17 protein-coding genes are annotated in these 24,311 nt (G+C 39.8%); 6 read left to right on the forward strand and 11 right to left on the reverse strand.

Features of this window, described 5'->3' with window-relative positions; translation table 11 throughout:
- Positions 1-179 precede the first annotated feature (179 nt).
- The 4 genes from PALPR_RS04190 to coaE all read left to right on the forward strand — a co-directional run bounded on the left by PALPR_RS04190 (position 180) and on the right by coaE (position 6,824).
- The gene (locus PALPR_RS04190; RefSeq protein WP_049776942.1) at positions 180-2,276 is read left to right on the forward strand and encodes a M3 family metallopeptidase; all 2,097 of its coding nucleotides are present in this window, start codon (positions 180-182) and stop codon (positions 2,274-2,276) included.
- Positions 2,277-2,343: 67 nt separating this feature from the next.
- Positions 2,344-4,341, forward strand: a complete 1,998-nt coding sequence (pulA, locus tag PALPR_RS04195) for a type I pullulanase (protein WP_041620214.1) — start codon at positions 2,344-2,346, stop codon at positions 4,339-4,341.
- Between the two features lie 43 nt (positions 4,342-4,384).
- A complete protein-coding gene (locus PALPR_RS04200; RefSeq protein ID WP_013444371.1) occupies positions 4,385-6,088 on the forward strand; it encodes a capsule assembly Wzi family protein in 1,704 nt (567 codons plus the stop codon).
- Between the two features lie 109 nt (positions 6,089-6,197).
- The gene (gene coaE, locus PALPR_RS04205) at positions 6,198-6,824 is read left to right on the forward strand and encodes a dephospho-CoA kinase (protein ID WP_013444372.1); all 627 of its coding nucleotides are present in this window, start codon (positions 6,198-6,200) and stop codon (positions 6,822-6,824) included.
- A 41-nt stretch (positions 6,825-6,865) separates the two neighbouring features.
- On the opposite strand, the gene PALPR_RS04210 is transcribed toward coaE, so the two are convergent.
- A complete protein-coding gene (locus tag PALPR_RS04210) occupies positions 6,866-9,376 on the reverse strand; it encodes an ATP-dependent Clp protease ATP-binding subunit (protein ID WP_013444373.1) in 2,511 nt (836 codons plus the stop codon).
- Positions 9,377-9,625: 249 nt separating this feature from the next.
- Between PALPR_RS04210 and PALPR_RS04215 the strand changes: the two genes are divergently transcribed.
- Positions 9,626-11,029, forward strand: a complete 1,404-nt coding sequence (locus PALPR_RS04215; RefSeq protein WP_013444374.1) for an MFS transporter — start codon at positions 9,626-9,628, stop codon at positions 11,027-11,029.
- 265 nt (positions 11,030-11,294) lie between these two features.
- Positions 11,295-13,043 (forward strand): phospho-sugar mutase, encoded by a 1,749-nt coding sequence (locus PALPR_RS04220; RefSeq protein ID WP_013444375.1) that lies wholly within the window; start codon positions 11,295-11,297, stop codon positions 13,041-13,043.
- Between the two features lie 83 nt (positions 13,044-13,126).
- Here the strand turns inward: PALPR_RS04220 and PALPR_RS04225 are convergent, their stop codons facing one another.
- From PALPR_RS04225 to PALPR_RS04270, 10 genes are all read right to left on the reverse strand, one after another.
- Positions 13,127-13,348, reverse strand: a complete 222-nt coding sequence (locus tag PALPR_RS04225; RefSeq protein ID WP_013444376.1) for a hypothetical protein — start codon at positions 13,346-13,348, stop codon at positions 13,127-13,129.
- Positions 13,349-13,360: 12 nt separating this feature from the next.
- Entirely contained in the window at positions 13,361-14,083 is a 723-nt protein-coding gene (locus PALPR_RS04230; RefSeq protein WP_013444377.1) for a cell division ATP-binding protein FtsE, read from the reverse strand.
- 55 nt (positions 14,084-14,138) lie between these two features.
- Entirely contained in the window at positions 14,139-14,732 is a 594-nt protein-coding gene (gene hisIE, locus PALPR_RS04235; protein ID WP_013444378.1) for a bifunctional phosphoribosyl-AMP cyclohydrolase/phosphoribosyl-ATP diphosphatase HisIE, read from the reverse strand.
- A 223-nt stretch (positions 14,733-14,955) separates the two neighbouring features.
- Positions 14,956-15,993 carry an aspartate--ammonia ligase gene (gene asnA / locus PALPR_RS04240; protein WP_013444379.1) on the reverse strand — a complete coding sequence of 346 codons (1,038 nt, stop codon included), beginning with the start codon at positions 15,991-15,993 and terminating at the stop codon, positions 14,956-14,958.
- 178 nt (positions 15,994-16,171) lie between these two features.
- A complete protein-coding gene (locus tag PALPR_RS04245; RefSeq protein ID WP_013444380.1) occupies positions 16,172-16,666 on the reverse strand; it encodes a dihydrofolate reductase in 495 nt (164 codons plus the stop codon).
- A 154-nt stretch (positions 16,667-16,820) separates the two neighbouring features.
- Complete coding sequence (locus PALPR_RS04250) at positions 16,821-17,615, reverse strand: thymidylate synthase (RefSeq protein ID WP_013444381.1); 795 nt, start codon at positions 17,613-17,615, stop codon at positions 16,821-16,823.
- Positions 17,616-17,652: 37 nt separating this feature from the next.
- The gene (gene porE, locus PALPR_RS04255; protein ID WP_013444382.1) at positions 17,653-19,641 is read right to left on the reverse strand and encodes a PorE family type IX secretion system protein; all 1,989 of its coding nucleotides are present in this window, start codon (positions 19,639-19,641) and stop codon (positions 17,653-17,655) included.
- A 73-nt stretch (positions 19,642-19,714) separates the two neighbouring features.
- Positions 19,715-20,962, reverse strand: coding sequence for a DUF1015 domain-containing protein (locus tag PALPR_RS04260; protein ID WP_013444383.1), 1,248 nt, complete (start codon positions 20,960-20,962; stop codon positions 19,715-19,717).
- Between the two features lie 90 nt (positions 20,963-21,052).
- Positions 21,053-22,513, reverse strand: coding sequence for a TolB family protein (locus PALPR_RS04265; protein ID WP_013444384.1), 1,461 nt, complete (start codon positions 22,511-22,513; stop codon positions 21,053-21,055).
- 2 nt (positions 22,514-22,515) lie between these two features.
- Complete coding sequence (locus PALPR_RS04270; RefSeq protein WP_013444385.1) at positions 22,516-24,150, reverse strand: DUF6057 family protein; 1,635 nt, start codon at positions 24,148-24,150, stop codon at positions 22,516-22,518.
- Between the last annotated feature and the right edge of the window lie 161 nt (positions 24,151-24,311).

Raw genomic sequence — 24,311 nt, forward strand, 5'->3', positions numbered from 1 at the left:
AATCATAGCGATAGCACTGCGCTGGTTTGCTTTATATTAGTTTGGAACATTGAATAATTATCTGTATTTTTGACAAAATTTCGGATAATTTAATCTTAATAGTTGATTCCCATTATCCTAAATTAAAGAAATCAGTAAACACAATCAAAACCAATTTTCAAATCTCATTATTCAGGAAAATGAAAAAAAATAAAATAACACTACTTATGTCAGCAATCTCTGTAGCAACAACGGCTTTAGCAGGAAACCCGTTTTTTGAAACATATAAAACACCTCATCAAACCATTCCATTCAACGAAATTAAAACCGAGCACTATTTTCCTGCTTTTCAGGAAGGAATGAAACAACATATTATCGAAGTAGATGCCATTATCAACAACCTGCAAGTTCCTACTTTCGAAAATACCATCGTTGCTCTCGACAAATCAGGTGCGCTGCTTGATAAGGTAAGTGCACCATTCTACAATTTGCTAAGTGCAGAAACCAATGATGCCTTGCAGGATATTGCTGAAAAAATATCGCCGCTTACGACCGAACATTCAAATTCTATTAGATTGAATGAGAAATTGTTTGCCCGCATTAAAGCCGTTTATTTGCAAAAAGACAAATTGCAACTCACACCGGAGCAACAAATGCTTTTGAAAACGACATACGATGAGTTTGCCAACAATGGCGCAAACTTGTCCGAAGCCGACAAAGTCGTTTATCGTGAATTGTCGAAAGAGCTCAACTTACTGACTCTGCAATATGGTCAGAATGTATTGAAAGAAACCAATAACTACAGCTTACTGATTACCAACAAAGCTTTGCTTAGCGGTTTGCCTGCCGATTTACTTGAAATGCTGGCTGCCAATGCTAAAAAAGCCGGCAAAGAAGGCTGGTTGCTCAACCTGAAAGCAACTTGCTATGTTCCGTTTATGAAGTATGCCGACAACAGAGACCTTCGCCGCGAAATATACATGGCCTACAGCACTAAATGTATGATTGGTGGAGAATTTGATAATCGTGAAATTGTAAAGAAAATAGCCAACACGCGCTTGAAAATAGCGAATCTGTTGGGATATAAATCCTACGCGGACTATGAACTTGTAGACCGTATGGCAGAAAACAAAGCAAATGTTTATGATCTGCTGGGCAAATTGCTGAGCGCTTACAGACCTGCAGCCGATAAAGAATACGCTGAAGTTCAGAATTATGCAAACAAAAATGGTGCTTACTTTACATTGCAAGCCTGGGATTGGGCATACTACGCCGAAAAGTTGAAAGACGAGAAATACTCCGTTAACGACGAAATGTTGAAACCCTACTTTGAACTGGAAAATGTGAAGAAAGGAGTTTTTGGCCTGGCAACAAAACTATACGGTATCAAGTTTAAGAAAAATACCAATATACCTGTTTATCACCCTGAAGTTGATGCATACGACGTAACTGACGAAAAAGGCAATTTCATAGCAGTTCTTTACACAGATTTTCATCCACGTGATGGAAAACGTGCCGGAGCCTGGATGAGCGATTTCAAACCTCAATGGATGGAAGGAAAAACCGATAGTCGCCCGCATGTCACCATCGTAATGAATTTTACACGCCCCACCGATTCAAAACCGGCTTTACTTACGTTTGATGAGGTAACCACTCTTTTGCACGAATTCGGACACTCGCTGCACGGAATGCTTACAAAGTGTACCTATAAATCCCTTTCGGGAACCAACGTTTATCGCGACTTCGTTGAGTTACCTTCGCAGCTAATGGAAAATTGGGCTTCTAAAAAAGAATTTTTGGATGGATTTGCCGTTCATTATAAAACCGGTGAAAAAATACCTGCCGAATTAATTCAGAAAATCATTGATTCTGAAAACTATAATGTAGCTTATGCCTGCCTGCGTCAGTTGAGCTTTGGGTATCTTGATATGGCTTGGCACACAATTGAGAAGCCGTTTGAAGGTGATGTAGTGGTGTATGAAAAACAAGCCATGGAATCAACACAGATATTCCCTGTAATACCGAATGCCGCTATGAGCACGACTTTCAGTCATATTTTCTCAGGAGGTTATGCCGCAGGATATTACAGCTACAAATGGGCTGAAGTGCTCGATGCCGATGCATTCTCTGTATTTGAAAAAAATGGAATATTCAACAAAAAAACAGCCGATTTATTCCGCAAAAATATTTTGGAAAAAGGAGGAACCGAGCATCCTATGGTACTTTATAAGCGTTTTCGTGGACAGGAGCCAACTATTGATGCTTTGCTGAAAAGAAATGGTATTGTAAAAAAATAAATATCCGTCTCATCGATTTCAAAAAACAATGCTTTTTTAGCATATTCTAATTCTATTATTTGTATTTATGAAAGCTAACTCATTCATCATGTTACTGATTTCAGGATTGTTGTGTGCATGCAATTCTACACCACATTATGCAAGCTTTAATGATTACCCTGTTTACGAAGGTTCGGATTTGGAGCTAATCTACTCGGCACAGTCATCTAAGTTCAGAGTTTGGGCTCCTACAGCTTCTGAGGTTAAGCTATTGCTTTACGATAACGGATACGATGGTGGAGCATATCAGACTCATGATATGAAGCGCTCGGAAAAAGGAACGTGGACATTAAAAATCGATGAGGATTTAAAAGGAAAATTTTACACTTTTCAGGTCAAAATAAACGAACGTTGGCTTGCCGAAACTCCTGGTATGTGGGTTAAAGCTACCGGAGTTAATGGCAAACGTGCTGCTATTATCGACCTAGCCGAAACCAACCCGGCGGGCTGGGAAAACGATGTTCGTCCACCGTTGAAAAACTTTACGGACATCATGCTGTACGAGGTTCACGTTCGTGACTTCTCTGTTTCGCCGAATTCAGGAATGAAACACAAAGGGAAATTTTTGGCATTTACTGAAAGAGGTACAAAAAATTCGGCTGGCGAATCGACTGGTATTGATCATTTGAAAGAACTGGGTATCACCCATGTTCACTTGTTACCTTCATTTGACTTTGCCTCTGTAGACGAAACAAAACCGGCTGAAAATAAATACAATTGGGGATATGACCCGTTGAACTACAACGTTCCGGAAGGTAGTTACTCCACAAATCCCAAAGATCCTGCCTGTCGCATTCGCGAATTCAAAGAAATGGTTCAGTCGCTCCACAAAGCAGGAATCAGAGTGGTAATGGATGTGGTGTATAATCACACAGCCATGGGGAAAAATTCTCATTTGGACTTATTGGCTCCCGGTTATTTTTACCGACAAAATCCAGACAGCACATGGTCCAATGCGTCCGGCTGTGGAAACGAAACTGCCTCCGAACGTGGTATGATGCGTAAATTTATTGTTGAATCGGTGGTTTATTGGGCGACAGAATATCATGTTGATGGATTTCGGTTCGATTTAATGGGAATACACGATATCGAAACCATGAATGCAGTCCGCACAGCGCTGGATAAAATAGACAAAACGATATTTATGTATGGCGAAGGTTGGACAGCAGCAAATTCGCCGCTTGAAGAAGCTAAGCGCGCCGTTAAGAAGAATGCTAAGAAGCTTGACAACATCGCAGTATTTAGCGATGATATTCGTGACGCATTGAAAGGAAGCTGGAAAAATGCATTGATTCCCGGGTTCGTATCAGGAGTTGACAGCCTGGAAGAAAGCGTGAAATTCGGCGTAGTTGGCGGCACTCAACACGATAGTATCAACTATTCCGGTCTACTGTATTCCAAAGCTCCTTATGTAAATAACCCAACGCAAACGATCAATTATGTTTCGTGTCACGACGACTTATGTCTGGTTGACAAACTAAAAGAATCAAGACCAGCAGGCGCAACCGACGAAGAGCTCGTTCGATTCAATAAATTAGCTCAAACCGTGGTATTTACGTCGCAGGGTGTGCCGTTTATTTATGCAGGAGAAGAACTTTACCGTACCAAAAAAGGAATACACAACACCTTCCAGTTGCCTGACTCAATCAATCAGATTAACTGGGATTCAAAAACTGCCCACAAAGACATTTTTGAATATTATAAAGGGTTGATTGCATTGCGTAAAGCCCATTCAGCATTTCGTATGCCCACACAGGAAATGGTTCAGCAGCATTTGAAGTTTATCAATATGAAAACACCTAATGTTGTTGCATTTATGCTATCCAATCATGTGAATGACGAAGTTTGGAAGGATATTCTCGTAATTTACAACGGCAATCGTAAACCTGTGCTTGTTCAGATACCTGAAGGAGAGTGGAATTTGGTGTGTCACGATGGAAAAATCAATCTGAACGGTATCGCACAGCTTGATAATACCACATTTATTGTAGCACCTTCGTCGGCCAGTATTATGTATGTGAGATAATTTTTATCTACAATGAAAATTTAATCCAATCAAACTTCATTTTATGAAAAAAACGATTCTATCTATATTATTCTGCTTAGGTTTCATATTTCTGTCGGCTCAGGATATACCCGAACATATATCGTATACAAGAATTTATGATTATCTTGATGAGTTAGCTACCGATAATATCATCGAACTGAATTCAGTAGCCAAACCCTATTCCAGAACATTTATTGCAGAAAAACTTTTACAGGCGCAAAGTAAAAAAGACAAACTGAATAAAAGACAGCGTGATGAATTGCGATTTTTTCTGAATGAATATGCATTGGAGCAAGACAAGCTACCATCTACAAGCCTAACCATCAGTCGGAATGAAAACCTAACTTTTGCAGGCATTCAACCGGGTTTGAGCTATCGCGACAGCTTATTCAGAGTAAAGATAACTCCTTTATTGGGTATGCACATTACCCGAAATTCAAACGGATCGATTACTAAACGGTGGTATGGAGCCGAGTTTCAGGCAATGTTTGGAGAGCATTTAAGTGTTTATGGAAGTCTCCGCGATATCTCTGTTGATGGACCACTTTTAGCACGTCCGGGCTATTTGAATGACTTTCCGGGTTATGAATATAAAGAATCTGCTTCCGGTGGTGATTTCAGCGATTCACGCGGTGGCATTAAGTACGCCTGGAAGTGGGGTTCCATCGGATTGGTGAAAGACAATGTAATGTGGGGAGATAATTATCACGGATCAAACATTCTATCGGGCAGGGCACCATCATTTCCAATGCTGACATTGCATTTGAAACCGACAAAATGGTTCGAAATGCAATACTTCCATGGTTGGCTGGTTTCCGATATAATAGATTCAACCCGTTATTATATGGATAATCTGGGAGCTAAACATTATAGGATGAAAAACAAATTCATCGCTGCCAATATGTTTACTTTTACGCCTGTCGAAAAATTGAACCTGTCGATTGGAAATTCAATCATTTATGCCGAAGACAACGTACAGCTGGGTTATTTTATTCCTATTGCATTCTATAAATCAATAGATCATACACTTACAAAAGGATTGAACCTCGAAAATCAAAATTCTCAGGTATTTTTAAATTTCAGTTCAAGAAATATCAAACACCTGCATCTTTTTACCTCAGTATATGCCGACGAAATTAGCTGGGGAAGATTTGCACCAAAAAGTGAACAAAGAAATCCTATTTCCTATAAAATTGGTGCTGATGTCAGTAATTTCCCGATAGAAAATCTATCCGTAATTGCAGAATTTACGAATACAAATATCATCAATTATAAACACTCAATCCCGGCGCTTACCTGGGCATCAAACGGCTATAATTTAGGAAATTACCTTGGTGACAATTCCAAAGAAACTTATCTTGCAATGCGTTACAAACCCGTTCGCGGACTAGACTTAAATCTGTCATACGTAAATGCTAAGCACGGAAATGAGTATAATTATGTACGTGATGGTCATGCGGTAGATAAAATTATCAGTCAACCTTCGTTAGGTGATATAACATGGAGCAATAAAACTTTGACGTTTAATGCCCAATATGAAATTTTTAGCCATGCTTATGCTATTGTAAATGTGGCCTACAGCAATATACAAGGATATAACGTGACTTCTACGCCGATTGTAGGCGAAGTGCGTAAAACGGCTCAGGGTTATCTGGATTTATTTACTCCGGATTTTTTACAAGGAAAAAATACAACTGTAACAATCGGTTTTAGTCTTGGATTTTAATTGAGCTTTCTGATAATTTAAGTCTGACAATTTTTCTATTGAACTGTTTTGTTCGTTTTTTTGTTCATGATTGAAAAGAGATGATTAAAACACACAAACATTCATACACATGCACAAACCTTTGATAGTAGGAATTACCGGCGGAATTGGCAGTGGAAAATCTACCTTGTCGCGCATGCTTCGTGCTGAAGGTTATTCGGTTTACGATACTGATTTGGAGGCAAGAAGGTTGCAGAATGAGCATTCAGTGATGCGACGAAAACTGAAAGACCTGTTTGGAAAAGAAATATATGATGATCAGGGGCTAAATCGTCCGGCTTTAGGGAAAATCGTATTTGGAAAACCTGAATTATTGGCCAAACTTAGTGCTGTGGTTCATCCATTTGTCAGAGATGATTTTGAAAATTGGGTTACCAACAGATATCCAAAAAAGATACTGTTTATCGAATCGGCTATATTATACGAAAGTAATTTCGACAAGTTGGTTGATAAAGTGATACTTATCACAGCATCTGAAGATATTCGCATAGAGCGGGTGGTAAAAAGAGATGGCATCAGTCACGAGCATGTCAAAGCGCGTATGTCTCATCAAATTTCGGAAGAAAAGAAGCTACAAATGGCTGATTTTATAATTCATTCCGACGATAATGAGCCATTAGAGCCCAAAATGAAAAAAATACTAGCCCAACTAATCGAAATACGGGAAAAGCTAAAAGAAAAGGCTGCTACAGATTAATTTCTGTAACAGCCTTTTTTTCATTGAATTATAGGGATTGCTTATTCCATTAAGGCAATCGTAGGTTTCACAATCCGTGCTTTAATTACTTTTGTTTCCGGTTCCAACTCCATCAAAATAGTATCACCTGGTTCTAACTCACCGGACAACACTACGTCTGCCAGTTCATCTTCAAGGTATTTCTGTATAGCACGTTTCAACGGACGGGCACCAAACTGAACATCGTAACCTTTGTCGGCAATATAATCTTTTGTTTCGGGGGTAAGCTCCAACTTGTATCCTAAAGCTGTTACACGTCCAAAAATACCTTTCAGTTCCAGATCAATAATAGATTTGATAGAGTCTTTACTTAACTGGTCAAACATAATCACATCGTCCACGCGGTTTAGAAATTCAGGTGCAAATGCTCTATTCAAGGCTTTTTGAATAACACCACGCGAAAATTCCGCATCCATCGCCGTTTCGGCAGGCGTATTAAACCCGACTCCTTTACCAAAGTCCTTCAGCTGACGTGTTCCCACGTTTGAAGTCATAATGATAATAGTGTTTTTGAAGTCAATACGACGACCTAAACTGTCTGTCAACCGACCTTCGTCCATTACTTGAAGCAACAGGTTGAACACATCGGGATGCGCTTTTTCAATTTCATCTAGCAGAATGATTGAATAAGGTTTACGTCGTACTTTTTCAGTCAATTGTCCGCCTTCTTCGTATCCAACATATCCCGGAGGCGCTCCAATCAAGCGCGAAACACTGAATTTTTCCATATATTCGCTCATATCTACACGAATCAACGCATCGGAACTGTCGAACATAAATTCAGCCAATATTTTAGCAAGGTGTGTTTTACCAACACCTGTAGGGCCAATAAAAATAAATGAACCAATCGGTTTGCTTGGGTCCTTCAACCCAATCCGGTTACGCTGAATAGCTTTTACAATCTTATTGACCGCTTCGTCCTGACCAATAACCTTGCCTTGCAAAGCATCTTTCATTTGACGAAGTTTAAGTCCTTCAGCCTGTGCTATTCGTTGTACCGGTATCCCCGACATCATGGCAACTACCTCGGCAACTTGTTCCTCATCAACAGTCTCCGGATGTTTCTGAGCATCCTCTTCCCATCGTTTTACAGCATCTTCAAGTTGATATTGCAATTGTTTTTCCTGATCGCGGATTGGGCCGGCCAGTTCATATTTTTGTTCTGAAAGTACTTTCAGTTTATCTTTCTTTAATTCTTCTATTTTCTTTTCCAACTCCTCAATTTCTGCAGGCACAGAAACAGTTCCGATATGAACACGCGAACCTGCTTCATCCAAAGCATCAATAGCTTTATCAGGAAAACAACGATCGGTAATATATCTGTCCGTTAACCGCACACAAGCTTTAATGGCATCCGGGGTATAACGAACATTGTGATGATATTCATAACGATCCTGAATATTTTCCAGAATTTGCAAAGTTTCGTCAGCCGTAGTTGGGTCGACCATTACTTTCTGGAAACGACGTTCCAAAGCTCCATCTTTTTCAATACTTTGGCGATATTCATCGAGCGTGGTAGCTCCAACACACTGTATTTCGCCACGAGCCAATGCAGGTTTCAGCATATTGGCAGCATCCAACGAACCCGGAGCTCCACCGGCTCCAACAATCGTATGAATCTCGTCAATAAACAAAATCACATCCGGATTCTTTGATAATTCATTCAAAATGGCTTTGATGCGTTCCTCAAACTGTCCGCGATATTTAGTTCCGGCAACAATAGATGCCATATCCAGCGAAACAACTCGCTTGTCGAACAAAACACGTGAAACACGACGTTGAATGATACGCAACGCCAAACCTTCTACAATAGCCGATTTACCTACTCCCGGGTCACCGATAAGCACCGGATTATTTTTCTTCCTACGACTTAAAATCTGTGCCAAACGTTCTATTTCATTAGTACGCCCAACAATAGGATCAAGTCGGTTTTCCAAAGCCGCTTTGGTTATATCTGTTCCAAATGTATCCAAAGCAGGTGTGTCACTTTGCTTCGCACCTGCCGAGGGATTTGCTCTCTTTTTTTGGCGTGGATCTTCATCATCATCGTCTTCATCCTGAAAGCTTGAGCCCATCATAGGTACATCTTTAGGTGCTTCGATAAAGGCTTTCGCCTGTTCGTAGGTAAGGTGTTCGGCAAGTAAAATATCACCTGCCAAATTATTTTTTTCTTTCAATATGGCTAGCAGAAGATGTTCCGTATCGGCAGTTTCGGCCGATAAAGATTTGGTTTCCAACTCCATAATTTTTTTTATACGCTCCGTACTTTTCAAGTTTGGAATTTCTGCACCCGTAGGTTCCAGGTCTGTGCGAATCTGACTTTCGATAATTTGTTTCACCTTCAGTATATTGATGTGTGAAACATTTAAAATATCAATAGCCTTTCCGCTTCCGTTTCGAAGGATTCCCAAAAGCAGATGCTCCGGCCCTACGTAATTATTTCCTAGACGCTCGGCCTCTTGGGAGCTATATAACAGCACATTGTGCAATTGTTCTGAATAATTTACTGACATATTTTTGGTTCTCCTTTGTTTTGATTTGACAAATATAGTAAATAATGGTCAATTCGTGATTTGGATTTAAAAATGATTTATTGAATTTTCCGAAATAAATAGCTCAAAAATAGTACCGAAAATAAAACTACATATTTATCGGTAATTATGGCAGTTTAGCTATTGAAATGATTTTTTTGAGTAGATTTGCAGGCTAAAAAAACAAAATTCACATTTAAGTAAAAAACAATTCTATTAATCAAAAAGTTTATGGCTGAGAAAATTTCTTCACTCCGCGAATCAAAATCAGCGCGCTGGGTTGTCCTGATACTTGTATCGTTTACCATGATGTGCATGTATTACCTGCCCGATGCAATGGCGCCTTTACAGCAAAACCTTCAAAGCAAACTCCATTGGTCTGCAACAGATTACGGATTATTCACCAGTGGTTACGGTTGGTTTAATGTATTCTTGTTGATGATGGTTTTCAGCGGGATGATACTCGATAAATTAGGAACAAGATTTACCGGAGTTTTAGCTATCGGAATTATGCTGGCAGGTGCCGGAATTAAATATTGGGCTATAGCCGGACATGTTGACGGTACCTATGAGCTGACAATCGGTTCGTGGCAAGTATTGGGGCTTACACCAAAATCGGCGGTTGTAGCAGGATTGGGGTTTGCACTTTTTGGAGTTGGTAGTGAAATGTTTGGTATTGCAGCAAATAAAGCTGTAGTACGTTGGTTCAGAGGAAAAGAAATGGCTTTGGCCATTGGACTGAATACCTCTACAGGGCGTATCGGTACCGCATTAGCCATGTTTACACCTCAACCATTGTACAACCTGACAAAAGATGTAAGCGCACCTGTTTTATTGTCCATCGTATTGCTATGCTTAGGTTTGCTTGTTTATTTATTCTTTAACGTCATCGACAAACGATTAGACAAAGAAGAATCGGATGCCGGAATTGCCAGTGATGAAGAATTTAAATTTTCAGACATAGCAGACATAGCCAGAAACAGGGCATTTTGGTATATATCTATCCTTTGTGTATTGTTTTACTCGGCAGTTTTCCCTTTTATCAAATTTGCCACCAATCTGATTGTACAGAAGTTCTCGGTAACCGATACTTTTGCCGGTTATATCCCGGCCTTGCTGCCTTTTAGTGCACTTTTACTTACACCTCTGTTCGGTGGAATATCCGATAAAAAAGGAAAAGGCGCTTCAATCATGATCCTCGGCTCTATCTTGCTGGTTTGTGTTCATTTATTATTTGCTATACCTTCGCTTAATAGCTTCCCCATTGCTATAGGACTGGTTGTGGTACTGGGAATTGCCTTTTCGTTGGTGCCTTCGGCGATGTGGCCGGCTATCGCTAAAATTATACCTGAGAGTAAACTTGGGACAGCTTATGCAATGACTTTTTGGGTACAAAACTGGGGATTAATGCTGGTTCCTTTGTTGATTGGCTGGGTTCTCGATAAATACTGCATCATAGGAACAATAACCAGAGTGATTGATGGAAAGCAGGAGCAGCTGACTCAGTATAACTACACCATTCCGATGCTCATATTTGCCTGCTTCGGCGTTTTGGCGATAGGTTTTGCTTATTTGCTAAAGGCTGAAGACAAAAAGAAAGGCTATGGACTGGAACAACCCAATGTAATTGAGTAATCAATAAATTCAAAATATAAAAGCCACTTTACATCAACAAAATGCAAGGTGGCTTTTTTTATCAATGCTTAGATTTTAATTTCAACGATGGCACTCGAACTTTATAGAGTGATAAGACGTTGGATTAATTGAATTTAAAGTTGAAATTCTAAGCAAAAAAGTTCTTGTAGATGGAAAGAACATGCATATCAACAACCCGTTTTTTCAAAAAAATTATGTATTTTAGCGCTCTGTTCTGAGTCTGAATATAAAAATAACAAATTATATGGATAACAATACTTTACTTAACGAAGTGATAGCCAAAGCACAAATCTGGCTTGATGGAAATTATAACGAGGAAACAAAAAAAGAGGTTCGCCGATTGCTGGAAGCCGAGGACAAAAGTGAGCTGATTGAATCATTTTATCGTGATTTAGAATTTGGTACCGGCGGATTACGTGGTATTATGGGCGTAGGAACCAATCGAATGAATATCTACACTGTAGGCGCTGCCACTCAGGGTTTGAGTAATTATCTGAAAGCGCAGTTTCCGGACGTACCCCAACTAAGTGTAGTGATTGGTCATGACTGCCGCAATAACAGTCGACTTTTCTCAGAAATTTCGGCGAATATTTTTTCGGCTAACGGCATTAAGGTATATTTATTCGAAGACCTCCGTCCCACCCCTGAAGCTTCGTTTGCCATCCGTCATTTAGGCTGTCAGAGTGGTATAATCCTCACAGCTTCGCATAATCCGAAAGAGTATAACGGTTACAAAGCTTACTGGAATGACGGTGCTCAAATGGTAGCTCCTCACGATGAAAATGTGATTACCGAAGTAAACAAAATTGCGAGTGTTGACGATATTAAATTTGAAGGCAATCCGGCTCTTATCGAAATCATTGGAGAAGAAATTGATAAATTATTCATTGAGAATATCAAAAAGCTTTCGCTTTCGCCCGAATCTATCAAGCGCAACAGCAATTTAAAAATAGTTTATACCCCTATTCACGGAACCGGAGTAAAACTGATTCCTCGCGCTCTGAAAGAATACGGTTTTACCAACATTATTGCCGTACCTGAGCAAAACGTAGTGAGCGGAAACTTCCCGACCGTTGTTTCGCCAAACCCTGAAGAACCTGCAGCATTGGATATGGCTGTAAAAAAGGCAATCGAAACCGATGCGGATATTGTTATGGCTTCCGACCCTGATGCTGACCGACTTGGAATAGCCGTAAAAAATGATAAGGGTGAATGGATACTGGTAAATGGTAACCAAACTGCCCTGCTGTTTATTTACTACCTCATCCGTCGTTGGAAAGAGCTGGGCAAACTGAATGGCAACCAATACATAGTAAAAACCATTGTTACAACAGAAATTATCAAGCAAATTGCTGAACGCAACGGTGTGGAAATGTTCGATTGCTTCACCGGATTTAAATGGATTGCAGCCGTGATTCGCGAAAACGAAGGTAAAAAGGAATACATTGGTGGTGGAGAAGAAAGCTACGGCTTTTTGCCCGAAGAGTTTGCGCGTGACAAAGATGCTGTTTCATCGTGTACAGTAATGGCCGAAATTGCAGCCTGGGCAAAAGACAATGGAAAAACATTATTCGAATTACTGCAAGATATTTACGTGGAATATGGTTACGGAAAAGAAAAAGGAATTTCTGTGGTTCGTAAAGGTAAGAGCGGTGCAGAAGAAATTGCACAAATGATGCGTGATTTCCGCAGCAATCCTCCGAAAGAAATTGCCGGTTCTAAGGTAAAAGTAGTAAAAGACTACGATTCACTGAAAATGACCGATCTTGATAGTGGAAAAGTGAGCGACTTGATTATGCCTGCAACATCCAATGTATTGCAATATTTCACAGAAGATGGAACAAAAATATCAGTTCGACCTTCGGGAACCGAGCCTAAGATTAAGTTCTATATAGAGGTGCGTGGTGCAATGACAAGCCGTGCCGACTACGATGCTGCCGATGCTGCTGCCAATAAAAAAATTGAAGCTGTACGCGCTTCGTTGGGTGTATAAAATCTAGCGTTTACCTAGGATATAAAAAATCCCCACTGCAAATTTGTAGTGGGGATTTTTATTATACATGCGTTTAGCTGTCCTTAACGCCTTTTATGAGCTCCATTTCGGAGCGATTTAGGAGAACCTGACCATGAACAACCCAAGCAGTAAAGCATGGTTAAATCGAAGCCTTCCAGCGAATCATCAGGATGCACTTTCACAACTTCATATTGGTCATTGATAGTCACCAATACAGTTTCACCCTTTTCATTTTTGACAAAGAAACGATGAATCTCGCACTGAGGACATTTTAGATTTTTCATGACAAATTATCTTTAGTTACCGCTCTCTGCATCTACGGTCTCGGGTGTGACAGGCTGATTATTTTTCAACTCCACCAGACTTTCATTATCGCATCTAAAAACACGTCCCGGGAATTTATCAAGCCAACCCAAATTATGAGTAGCCATAACCACCGTAGTGCCTGACAAACGGATATTATAAAGCAATTCAATCAATTCGTTTCCTGTTTCAGGATCAAGATTTCCTGTCGGCTCATCAGCCAGAATCATTTCGGGAGAATTGAGCAACGCACGGGCAATAACAATACGTTGTTGCTCGCCTCCGGAGAGTTGGTGCGGCATTTTATGACGCTTGGCATACATTCCAACCTGATTAAGCACATTGGCAATTTGCTCCTCAATATTGGCTTGTTCTTTCCAACCTGTTGCACGCAAAACAAAATCAAGATTTTGATACACACTGCGGTCGGTAAGCAATTGGAAATCCTGAAAAACAATACCAATCTTACGACGCAAAAATGGAGCATCGTTCATTTTCAGATCGCGTAAATCGTAACCCAATACACCTGCAACGCCCGATTCTATAGGAAGCTCAGAATAAATGGATTTCAACAATGATGTCTTACCACTACCTACTTTACCGAGCAAATAAACAAATTCGCCGGAATGAATTTCAAGCTGTACATCTTTAAGCACCAACAAATCCTGCTGGTAAATATCTACGTCCACGTATTTGATTAATAATTTATTTTCCATGGGAAATATCAGTTTTTCAGTTGGTGGTAGTTATCTGTTGTTGATTAAACTGTAATTATTTATGTCTTTTTTTCAGTTCGCGAGCCAGATCGTCGAGCGAGTATCCCTTAGAAGTAAGCAATACGATAAGGTGATAAACCAAGTCTGATGCTTCGTAAATAAAACCCTCTTCGGTTCCGTTGGTTGCCTCAATAACGGTTTCTACAGCCTCCTCACCTACTTTCTGAGCCATACGGTTTATACCCTTTTTGAAAAGAGACGTAGTGTAAGATCCTTCGGGCATCTCTTTGTAGCGAACGGTTATAAAATCTTGCAAATATTTGAGGAAAGCCACGTCTCCATCATTCTTTTCACCCCAGCAGGTATCGGTGCCTGTGTGACAAACCGGTCCAACGGGATTTACTTTAATCAGCAATGTGTCGTTATCACAATCGGGTGTAATAGAAACAACGTTCAGAAAGTTACCACTTTCTTCACCTTTTGTCCACAAACGATTTTTGGTACGACTAAAAAAAGTTACTTGTCCGGTTTCCTGCGTTTTTGTGAGTGCCTCCTGGTTCATATACCCCAGCATCAACACTTTGGATGTCAACTCATCTTGAATTATTGCGGGTACCAGACCACCCGTTTTTTGAAAATCTATATTCATTTTGTTCGGATTATGCTTATCTAACTAATAGTGTGCGAAATTACAAAAAATAGCTCAAAATCAAATGCAAATAATTGAAAAGTTTGGAATTGGCAATAAGCCTTATAACAACTTTCTACCTTTAGCTTTCTGCTATTCCGAATAAAAAAGTCCTAAAAGTTTCAATGAAAATAAACCTTCAGGACTTTTATTATTGCATTTATAAACTTGTATATGACAGGTATTACATTAAGATTATGTTCAATTTCTGACACTCTTTATACATTTCTGCCGGCCAGATACTTGATTGAATTTCGCCAATGTGTGCCTTGCGTAAAAAGAACATACACAAGCGTGACTGCCCAATGCCACCTCCGATAGTCAATGGTAATGAACCATCCATCAATCGTTTGTGAAAATATAATTCCAAACGCTCATTTTTACCTTCTATTTCCAACTGACGCAGCAATGCAGCCTTATCAACCCGAATGCCCATGGATGAAACCTCGAATGGAATATCAAGTATAGGATTCCAGAAAAGAATATCTCCGTTAAGACCTGCCAAACCGTTCTCTGCCACAGTCGACCAATCATCATAATCCGGCGCACGGCCATCGTGTTTTTGTCCATCGCCCAAAACACCTCCAATACCGATGATAAAGACGGCCTTATGTTTCTTTGTTATTTCGGTTTCCCGCTGTTTTGGCGTAAGTGCAGGATACATTTTTCGCAATTCTTCAGCGTGAATAAATGTAATTTCCTCGGGTAAGAATAATCCGATTTCAGGAAATACTTCGCTCACAAGATATTCAGTTCGCAGAAAAGCTGCATATATTTTTCGAACAATGCTTTTCAAAAACTCAATGTTACGATCTTCGGCTGAGATAACACGTTCCCAATCCCACTGATCGACATACAGAGAGTGAAGATTTCCCAATTCTTCATCGGCACGAATAGCGTTCATGTCGGTGTATATGCCATAACCATTTTCAACCTCGTAAGCAGCCAGCGTAAGTCGCTTCCATTTGGCGAGGGATTGAACAACCTCAGCAGGGACATCGCCCATATCTTTAATGGGAAAGCTTACAGCACGCTCAATGCCATTCAAATCATCATTGATACCTGTTCCGCGAAGCACAAACAATGGAGCTGTTACACGACGTAAACGTAACTCTGATGAAAGGTTAGATTGAAAAAAATCTTTAATTTTCGAAATCCCCAATTCCGTTTGTTGAAGATTGAGCAAAGGTTTATAATTAACCGGTTTAAAAAGATAACTCATTCTATTTGTTTTATTGTTTCTGGTAGACTTTATTAAAAATACAAACAAAGATAATCAAAATGATACAAATCAGCGTAAACAGTTTAGAAATTAATTGAAATATTATCATTTTAATTAAAAACAAAAAGCACTACTCCGAAAAAACCGGAATAGTGCTTTTGTTATAAAACTTTCTTATTTACTTTCGTTTGTAAACCACGAATGAATATGAATATTGATTTAGCTCATCAGCATCATGATCCTCCCGGCTTACTTCTTTCCATTCATCCAGATTAATCTGAGGGAAAAAAGTATCGGCACTAAACTTATTATGTATCCACGTGATATACATTGTATTTACTTTATCAATACACTGTTTATACACAGTAGCACCACCAATAATAAATACTTTTTCCTCATGCTCACAAAGGTATACGGCATCTTCCAATGAGTCAGCCTCAAAATATCCTTTATTTACGCCCTCAGACATAACTGATGTAAGCACTATATTTTTACGATTAGGCAGAGGACCCTTCGGCAAACTTTCAAATGTACGTTTGCCCATTACAACAGCATGACCCGTTGTTAGTTGTCTAAAATGTTTTAAGTCGGCTGGCAAATGCCAAGGTAAGTTGTTTGCTTTGCCAATAGCGAAGTTATCGGCAACAGCGGCAATAATTGAAATTTCTGACATAATATTCAAATTAAAAACGCTTGTGCGTCATCTGTATTTTTTCCATGACAAGACTACAAAACTACTCAAAAAGAATGGACAATCGTGACCGACTATCCATTTTAACTTAGCCAAATGTAGAGCTATCCGACACTGAATAACGTTCATATTATGATTAAACAGCCACAACACCCTTAATATGAGGATGAGGGTCGTAATCAATCAATTCAAAATCTGAGAAGCTGAAAGAAAATATATCCTTAATATCAGGATTAATCTTCATTGTAGGCAATGGTCTGGGCTCACGCGATAATTGCAGTTTCACTTGCTCCATATGATTTGTATAAATATGTGCATCACCCAGCGTATGAACAAAATCACCCGCTTTGAGACCGGTAACCTGAGCCATCATTTGCAACAACAAAGCATACGAAGCAATGTTGAACGGAACTCCAAGAAAAATATCTGCACTACGTTGGTAAAGCTGCAAACTTAATCTACCGTTAGCAACATAAAATTGAAAGAATGCGTGGCAAGGCGGCAAATTCATATTAGGTATATCAGCTACATTCCAAGCACTTACAATGATACGGCGCGAATCCGGATTTTTCTTTATGGCGTTCACCACCTCGGTTATCTGATCAATATGCCCTCCATTATAATCGGGCCACGACCTCCACTGATAACCGTAGATGTGCCCTAAATTGCCTTGTTCATCAGCCCATTCGTTCCAGATACGCACACCGTTATCTGTCAGATATTTAATATTGGTATCACCATTCAAAAACCACAGCAGTTCATGAATGATTGATTTCAGATGCAATTTTTTAGTTGTCAGACAAGGAAATCCATCTTCCATATTAAAGCGCATCTGATGTCCAAACACGCTAATGGTTCCGGTTCCTGTACGATCTTCTTTGTGTACACCTTCGGTTAGTACCCGATTCAATAAGTCTATATATTGTTTCATTTCTGTATTTAGTTTACACGTCAACTTTACTTGTTTATCAATAAAGTTTGTATGTTGTTTTCAACACTCTGAATTCAGTGCGTCGATTAATCTGATTAGCAACCTCCTGCTGAGCCGGCGTTAGTTTCAAAACATAAGCTTCATCGAGCACATCATTCTCTTTCAAGAATGGATATTTTTTAGCCATAGCAGCATCTACCACTACAGGTTTTTCTTCTCCATAACCCACCGAAGTCAGTCTGTCAGGAGCTATTTTCTTCGAAATTAAATAGTCGACTACCGATTTTGCACGTTTCGTTGATAGTGCTTTATTATCGGCATTGCTACCAACCAAGTCGGTATTAGCACTAATCTCGATGGTAATATTCGGATTATCATTTAAAAGTTTTACCAATACCTGCAAACCATTCTCGGAAGCCGGGGTCAGCTCCCATTTGCCTGATTCGTAGAAGATATTCTCTATTTGTATTGGCTTCGATATGGCTGATAATTTAAAATCTACATTAAACGTTTTACTTTCGACCAATCCCTGAGTTGACAAGGAAGTATTCTGGTTAAGGTAACCACGGGCAGATACAAACACTACACAATTCAAATCTTTGTCTATTTTTATTCTGTAAGTTCCGTCTTTTTTGGTTTGTATACGTGCGTTCATGCCATTATTACTAACTAAGCGAACAGTGGCATCAGGTACTCCATTCCCTTTATCGTCCGAAACTTTTCCCTCGACATAATAAACCAAGGCCGGGAGTTCAAAGCTCCAGATAGCGTCCAGCCCTTTTATTTCATTTCTGTTCGACGAAAAATAACCTCTCTCGGCATTTCGTTCAAAAGTCATCCCAAAGTCATCGGCCGAAGAATTTATAGGTGAACCCATATTCTCAACTAACCAACCTCCTTCTTTTCGGGATGTAGCTTTATAAATATCCAAGCCACCAAGACCAACACGTCCATTGGATGAGAAATACAATGAACCATCGGCACGCACCGTTGGGAACATTTCATCGCCTGGAGTATTTATTTCCGGTCCCAGATTTTCAATGTATTTACATTCACCATTTGATATTGTGCCTTTCCAAATATCCTTCCCTCCAAGTCCTTTTTTGGAATCTGAAACAAAATAGAGCGTTTGTCCATCAGGTGCTATTGCCGGATGAGCAACAGAGATGGTACTATCGTTGAAAATTTTTAGTCTCTGAGGCGTACTCCAGGTCAATCCTACTCTGTTCGATGAATAAATCTGGGTACCCAGTTCAGAGTCCTCTGTCTGTACAGATCGGGTAAAATACATCACTTTACCATCGGTGGTAAAAGAGCAGGCACCTTCGTCTCCCTCAACCGTATTTATTTCATCGCCTATTATTACTGGTTTTTCAAGCTTTCCTAAAGCATTTCTTTTGCTTGTAAATATGTTGTTGTTTGGCAAGCCTGTAATTGAACTATTATTGAGTTTCACCGTTTTGCTAAACTGACGAGAAGAAGTAAACATGAGTGCATCCGACTCAGTTCCCAAAAAAGCCGGACTAAAATTCTCGGCATTGCGAACATTAAACAAATCGGCTTTTCGAACGATATACGGATTCGGCTGATTTTTCCATTTATCAACTTGTTTGCAGGATATCACCCCGTTTTTGGCCAACAAACTGGAACTATCCTTTTTCAGGTAAATAGTGTAATTTTTCAACGCCTCACCGTATTTCCCATTCCGTTGGAGCACCTGTGCAAAATGCAAATACACTATCGAATCAGGATAATTATACCGAATAGCATTCACATAGGATTGCTCAGCCCTTGTGTAGTTTATCAACCTGTACGATTCTGCCTGCTGAAAAGCTATTCGAGCTTTCAACTGCTTTTGGTTGGAGGGAATATATCCGTACACACGCTTATACTTTTCGGCAGCAGAAAAAAACTGCCCTTCGCCAAATGCTTTGTCTGCCTTTTTTATTCGAGCTTTAAGACTACAACCCGAAAGTAAGACAACAACAAGAAGTAAGAAAAGAGAAAACGATAATTTTGTACGCATATTTTTTCAGTTGAAAAATGACAATTAATCGTTAATAGCGGACAAGCAATGTTGCCTACTATCAACCTATTTTCTATACCAATTCATGAATAACCAACCCCGAACGCAGTTTAGGTTCAAACCAGGTTGTTTTCGGAGGCATAATATTTCCGGTATCGGCAATGTCTATCAATTGTTTCATTGAAACAGGATAAAGTGCTAAGGCAACACGCATTTCGCCACTTTCAACCCGTTTTTGTAATTCTCCAAGACCACGAATGCCACCTACAAAGTCAATACGTTTATCGCTGCGAAGATCTTTTATGCCAAGTACCTCGTCTAAAATCAGATTTGAGGAAATAGTAACATCCAGCACACCGATAGGATCATTATCATTGTATGTTCCGGGCTTAGCCGTCAAAGAATACCATTTGCCGGATAAATACAAAGCAAAGTTATGCAACTTAGTCGGTTTATAGATATCGCTTCCTTTCAGTTCTACTTCAAAATTCACCGCCACCTTAGCCAAAAATTCTTCGTCTGTCAGATTATTTAAATCCTTAACTACACGGTTGTAATCAATAATATTCAACTGATTGTCAGGAAAACATACAGCCATAAAATAATTATATTCTTCGTTACCCGTATGATTTGGATTCTGACGACGTTTTTCATCTCCAACCAACGCTGCCGCAGCACTTCGGTGGTGACCATCGGCAATGTAAAGCGAAGGTATGTCCGCAAATAATTCGGTAATGCGTGCAATAGTATCAGGATTATCAATCACCCAAAAATGATGACCAAATCCATCGCCCGGAGCAACGAAATCGTAAATAGGTTCTGCTTTTATAATTTCGGCCACAATGGCATCCAATTCGTCCTGATGCGGATAAGCAAAAAACACCGGTTCAATATTGGCATTGTTTACCCGAACATGCTTCATCCGATCTTCTTCTTTATCCCTGCGTGTGAGTTCGTGTTTCTTTATATTTTCATTCAAATAATCATCAACATTGGCACAAACTACTAAACCGTACTGAGTTTTGCCATTCATTGTTTGTGCGTACACATAATATTTTTCAACATCTTCCTGCACCAACCAGCCTTCTTTTCTGAACTTAGCAAAGTTTTCGGCAGCTTTGGCATATACTTTTTCTTCGTGTTCGTCTGTTCCGGGAGCAAAGTCAATCTCGGGTTTAATAATACGATATAAAGACATCGGATTGCCTTCAGCTTCGATGCGGGCTTCTTCGGAGTTCAATACATCATAAGGCCGCGAAGCCACCTTTTCAACTAAATTCCGGGGAGGACGAATACCTTTAAAAGGTTTGATAATAGCCATAATAGTGTGTTTGTAGATATTGAAAGTTTAACTAGATTTATAGCTTGCAAATGTAAGGAAATTCTTTCAATCACAGATTGACCTTTTTAATTATTTAAACGATTCAGCCTTCAAATTTTTATATGTTTGTTCAACATCTGCAGCATCAAACTGCAGTTTAGAGGTTGATAACTCTGGGATATTATACGACTTCAATGTTTCGTCATAATGTGCCGGATCTTCTTGCGGTAAAACAAATGGCTTGCGCACTTTGCCCGATTTATCCACATAAGCAAAATAAGGTTTGCCATATTGTCCATCATCACGTTTGCTGGCAAAGACAAACCAGCGACTGGTGGACGACCAGCTATGGTAGGTATCAGACTTATCGGAGTTAACCATGGTAAGTTTATCTACAACTCCTGTCTGCAAGTTCATTAGTTGCAAATCAGTTTCACGATGCCAGATAGGGAAAGTTCCGTAATCGGCTACAGTATACAGAATGTATTTACCATCGGGCGAAGTTTTCAGATGACACGCAGATTTACCTGTCAACCGTGCATTCCACAATGTATCTACTTTAGTTCCAAATTGCTTTTTATCAGCATCAAAAGCAATGCGGCATATGCTGTACTTTAATTTCTTAACATCATTGGGTAAGGATACTTTGGGAGCAGAACAAAAATAGATAGATTTTCCATCGGCCGAGAACACGGGAAAAGTCTCGAACACATCCGGATTGGAAAGCAAAGGCGATTGCAACATACGGTTATCATCAAAGTCTGCCACTACCACATCCGACGCGGTATCATACACTTCCATTCGTCGACTACCATGCATATGAAGTTCCGGAATAATCTTGTTGGTAGAGAAAACACCAAAGCGACCCGAGGGATGAAAAGCTCCATATACTGCCGCCGAAATCATATTTCCACTCTTAAGTGTCAGTTTACGAAGTTTACCGTTTCGGTTCAGGATAGTTCCGCCATCTTTTCCACGAAGGTGAAACATCGATAGGTTGCCGCGTTGATTTCCATAAATATGGCAGTTCATGCATGAACGGTTTAATTGATTATTATCCGCTATTGCCCGTTCGTCAAAGTTCTCCAGGTTTCGTTCACAAATCTGAAGGGCATTCCATACTTCGTAGCCGGGTTCAATCAATCGATAGCTCAAATAACTATCTATTTTATCCGCCACCACCTGCCATTGAAAAGCCCGATAGCTTATCCACTCTCCACCTATGCAGGCAGTAACCTGTACTGTAAGACTTTTGCCCACTTCGGCGTTCAATAATTTCTTCCAGGCATTTATTGGAAAACAAACCTTCGCACTAGTATTCACAATTAAACTATCCGAGGTTCCTTTTACTTTTACTTGCAGTGCATCAGCTTGTCCACGCAATAAGAAGTTCAGCGGAGCAATATTACAAGGAATGGTTACGTCCGCATAATCGGGATAAATAGCAGGCAAGGCATTCACCACCCTGACATGCTCCGGCTTAGGTGTGCAGGAAAACATCAATAAAGAACAAAACAGGATTGTGTATATAAAGAGTCGATTTTTTCTCATGATTATTTAAAAGTGGCAAAATGATAATAAAACCAATACGTTTTTCGATATTGAAGTTGCAAAGCAGTACCATCTCCTTTATTCTTCTCGTACAAACTGGTATATTCATTGAAATTTTGTAAAACATCCGGCATAATGCGATAACGCTTCACATCCTCTATCGTAGCCTGACGTTTCATTAACCCTATAAGCAAAGCTTCGCTGTATAAGCGATTCGGAACTTCAGCCCCAATTTTTTTATACATGTCATAATCCGTCATAAAAGCAGCCATATCTTTCGTCAGTAAGTCATAGCAAAGCAAATAATCCAATGCCATAGTATTATCGGGATGATTGTTTAGTAACGCACGAAGTGAAAGCGTATGATCGTTGACAGCACGTAAACTGTCCTGCACAGGTAATAATGCCCGTTTGCGTTTTAACCAGCCTTGAACCTTTATATCTTCCTTACCCGGCATTCGTTGTTCAGCCCAACCCTTATAGAGCCATGTTTTCTGAAGCATTCGCAAATATTTCATAGAAGCCTGAGTGTCGCCATTAATCATATTTATTTCGGCTAACCTCATCACCATACTTGAACTGCGATGATTGGGAGAAAATATCATACCCAGCAGTGTTGCATGTTCGGCCATCGTCATATCGCCCAACTGAAACCACACTTCATTACTACACCATAGTGATAGCAGTGGCGTATCAGGTCCGAGCGGTATCAATAATCCCAACGGACCCGGTTGGTACTCGTTCATTAATTGATCCGGTAAACGCCCCTGCATAGCATGCGAGAGATTATAAAAATAAGTTGATATATTCAAATGCAGGTCTTCTTTTTCAGATAATAAAGCCACCTTGTTCCAATGACCGAAAGAACTCTCTACTGCCATTGTCAATAATTTTTCGTGCGTAAAGTTCGGCTTATTAAAGAATGAGTTAGCAGGATATTGATACGCCTGTTTCCATGTTAAATGGTATTGTTGACGGATGACTGTGGGGATGATTAAAGCTACTATAACCAGTAATGGAGCTATTATATAGCGGCGTAATGTAATTTCATAAACCACAGCCAGCAATAAAAATGCCCAAACTCCATATCCAAAAAGCCAATAACACAGCGGAAGTAAAAACACCCCGGGCAACCAACGTTGATAACGCACACAAGGTAAGAACAAAAGTATGCCACCGATGAGCGAAATGGTAGAAGACAGTTCATAATCTATCCCGCAATTACGCAGGGCTTCCCAGGTTATCAAGGCCAGAGATAACAGCATCTTTATCCACATGCCAATGCCCCGGCTTTGTTTCGGAGAGTTTAGTTTAAAGCGCCCCAAAGCTACATAGCAAACCACGCCGAGCAACAGCAGCGATACCGTAATGGTCAATGAACCACCAAAATTAAAGTAGAAAAACTGAGTAATAAAATCGCCGGACAGACAGGCCAACCACGCCGGATGGTGAAAATAAGAACTGATATAATCGCCGGAATACAAAAAGAGCTGCTGCTGTAAGCGATATACCAAATGATAGAGATAGAACCACTGGAAAAACACAAAGCAAACCGCTGCCCAAAGTGCCACTACAGCCATGGCTAAATATTTACTTGTTGACTTCATCCTGCTGCTGGGCTTAAAGTTTGTAAGCATGTGACTTTTTTATAATTTTCAAAGCCACAAATGTACTGAAAAAGTTTTAAAAATAAATAGCTTTTGTACCTGTACTTGAGGTTGCACTTAGCCCGATAATTACATTATCAGGTTTTGTTTTTCATTTTCAAGAAGGAAGCCGAGATTTAAACCCTAAAAGA

Origin of the sequence: Paludibacter propionicigenes WB4 (genome assembly GCF_000183135.1) — a bacterium.
GTDB classification, from domain to species: domain Bacteria; phylum Bacteroidota; class Bacteroidia; order Bacteroidales; family Paludibacteraceae; genus Paludibacter; species Paludibacter propionicigenes.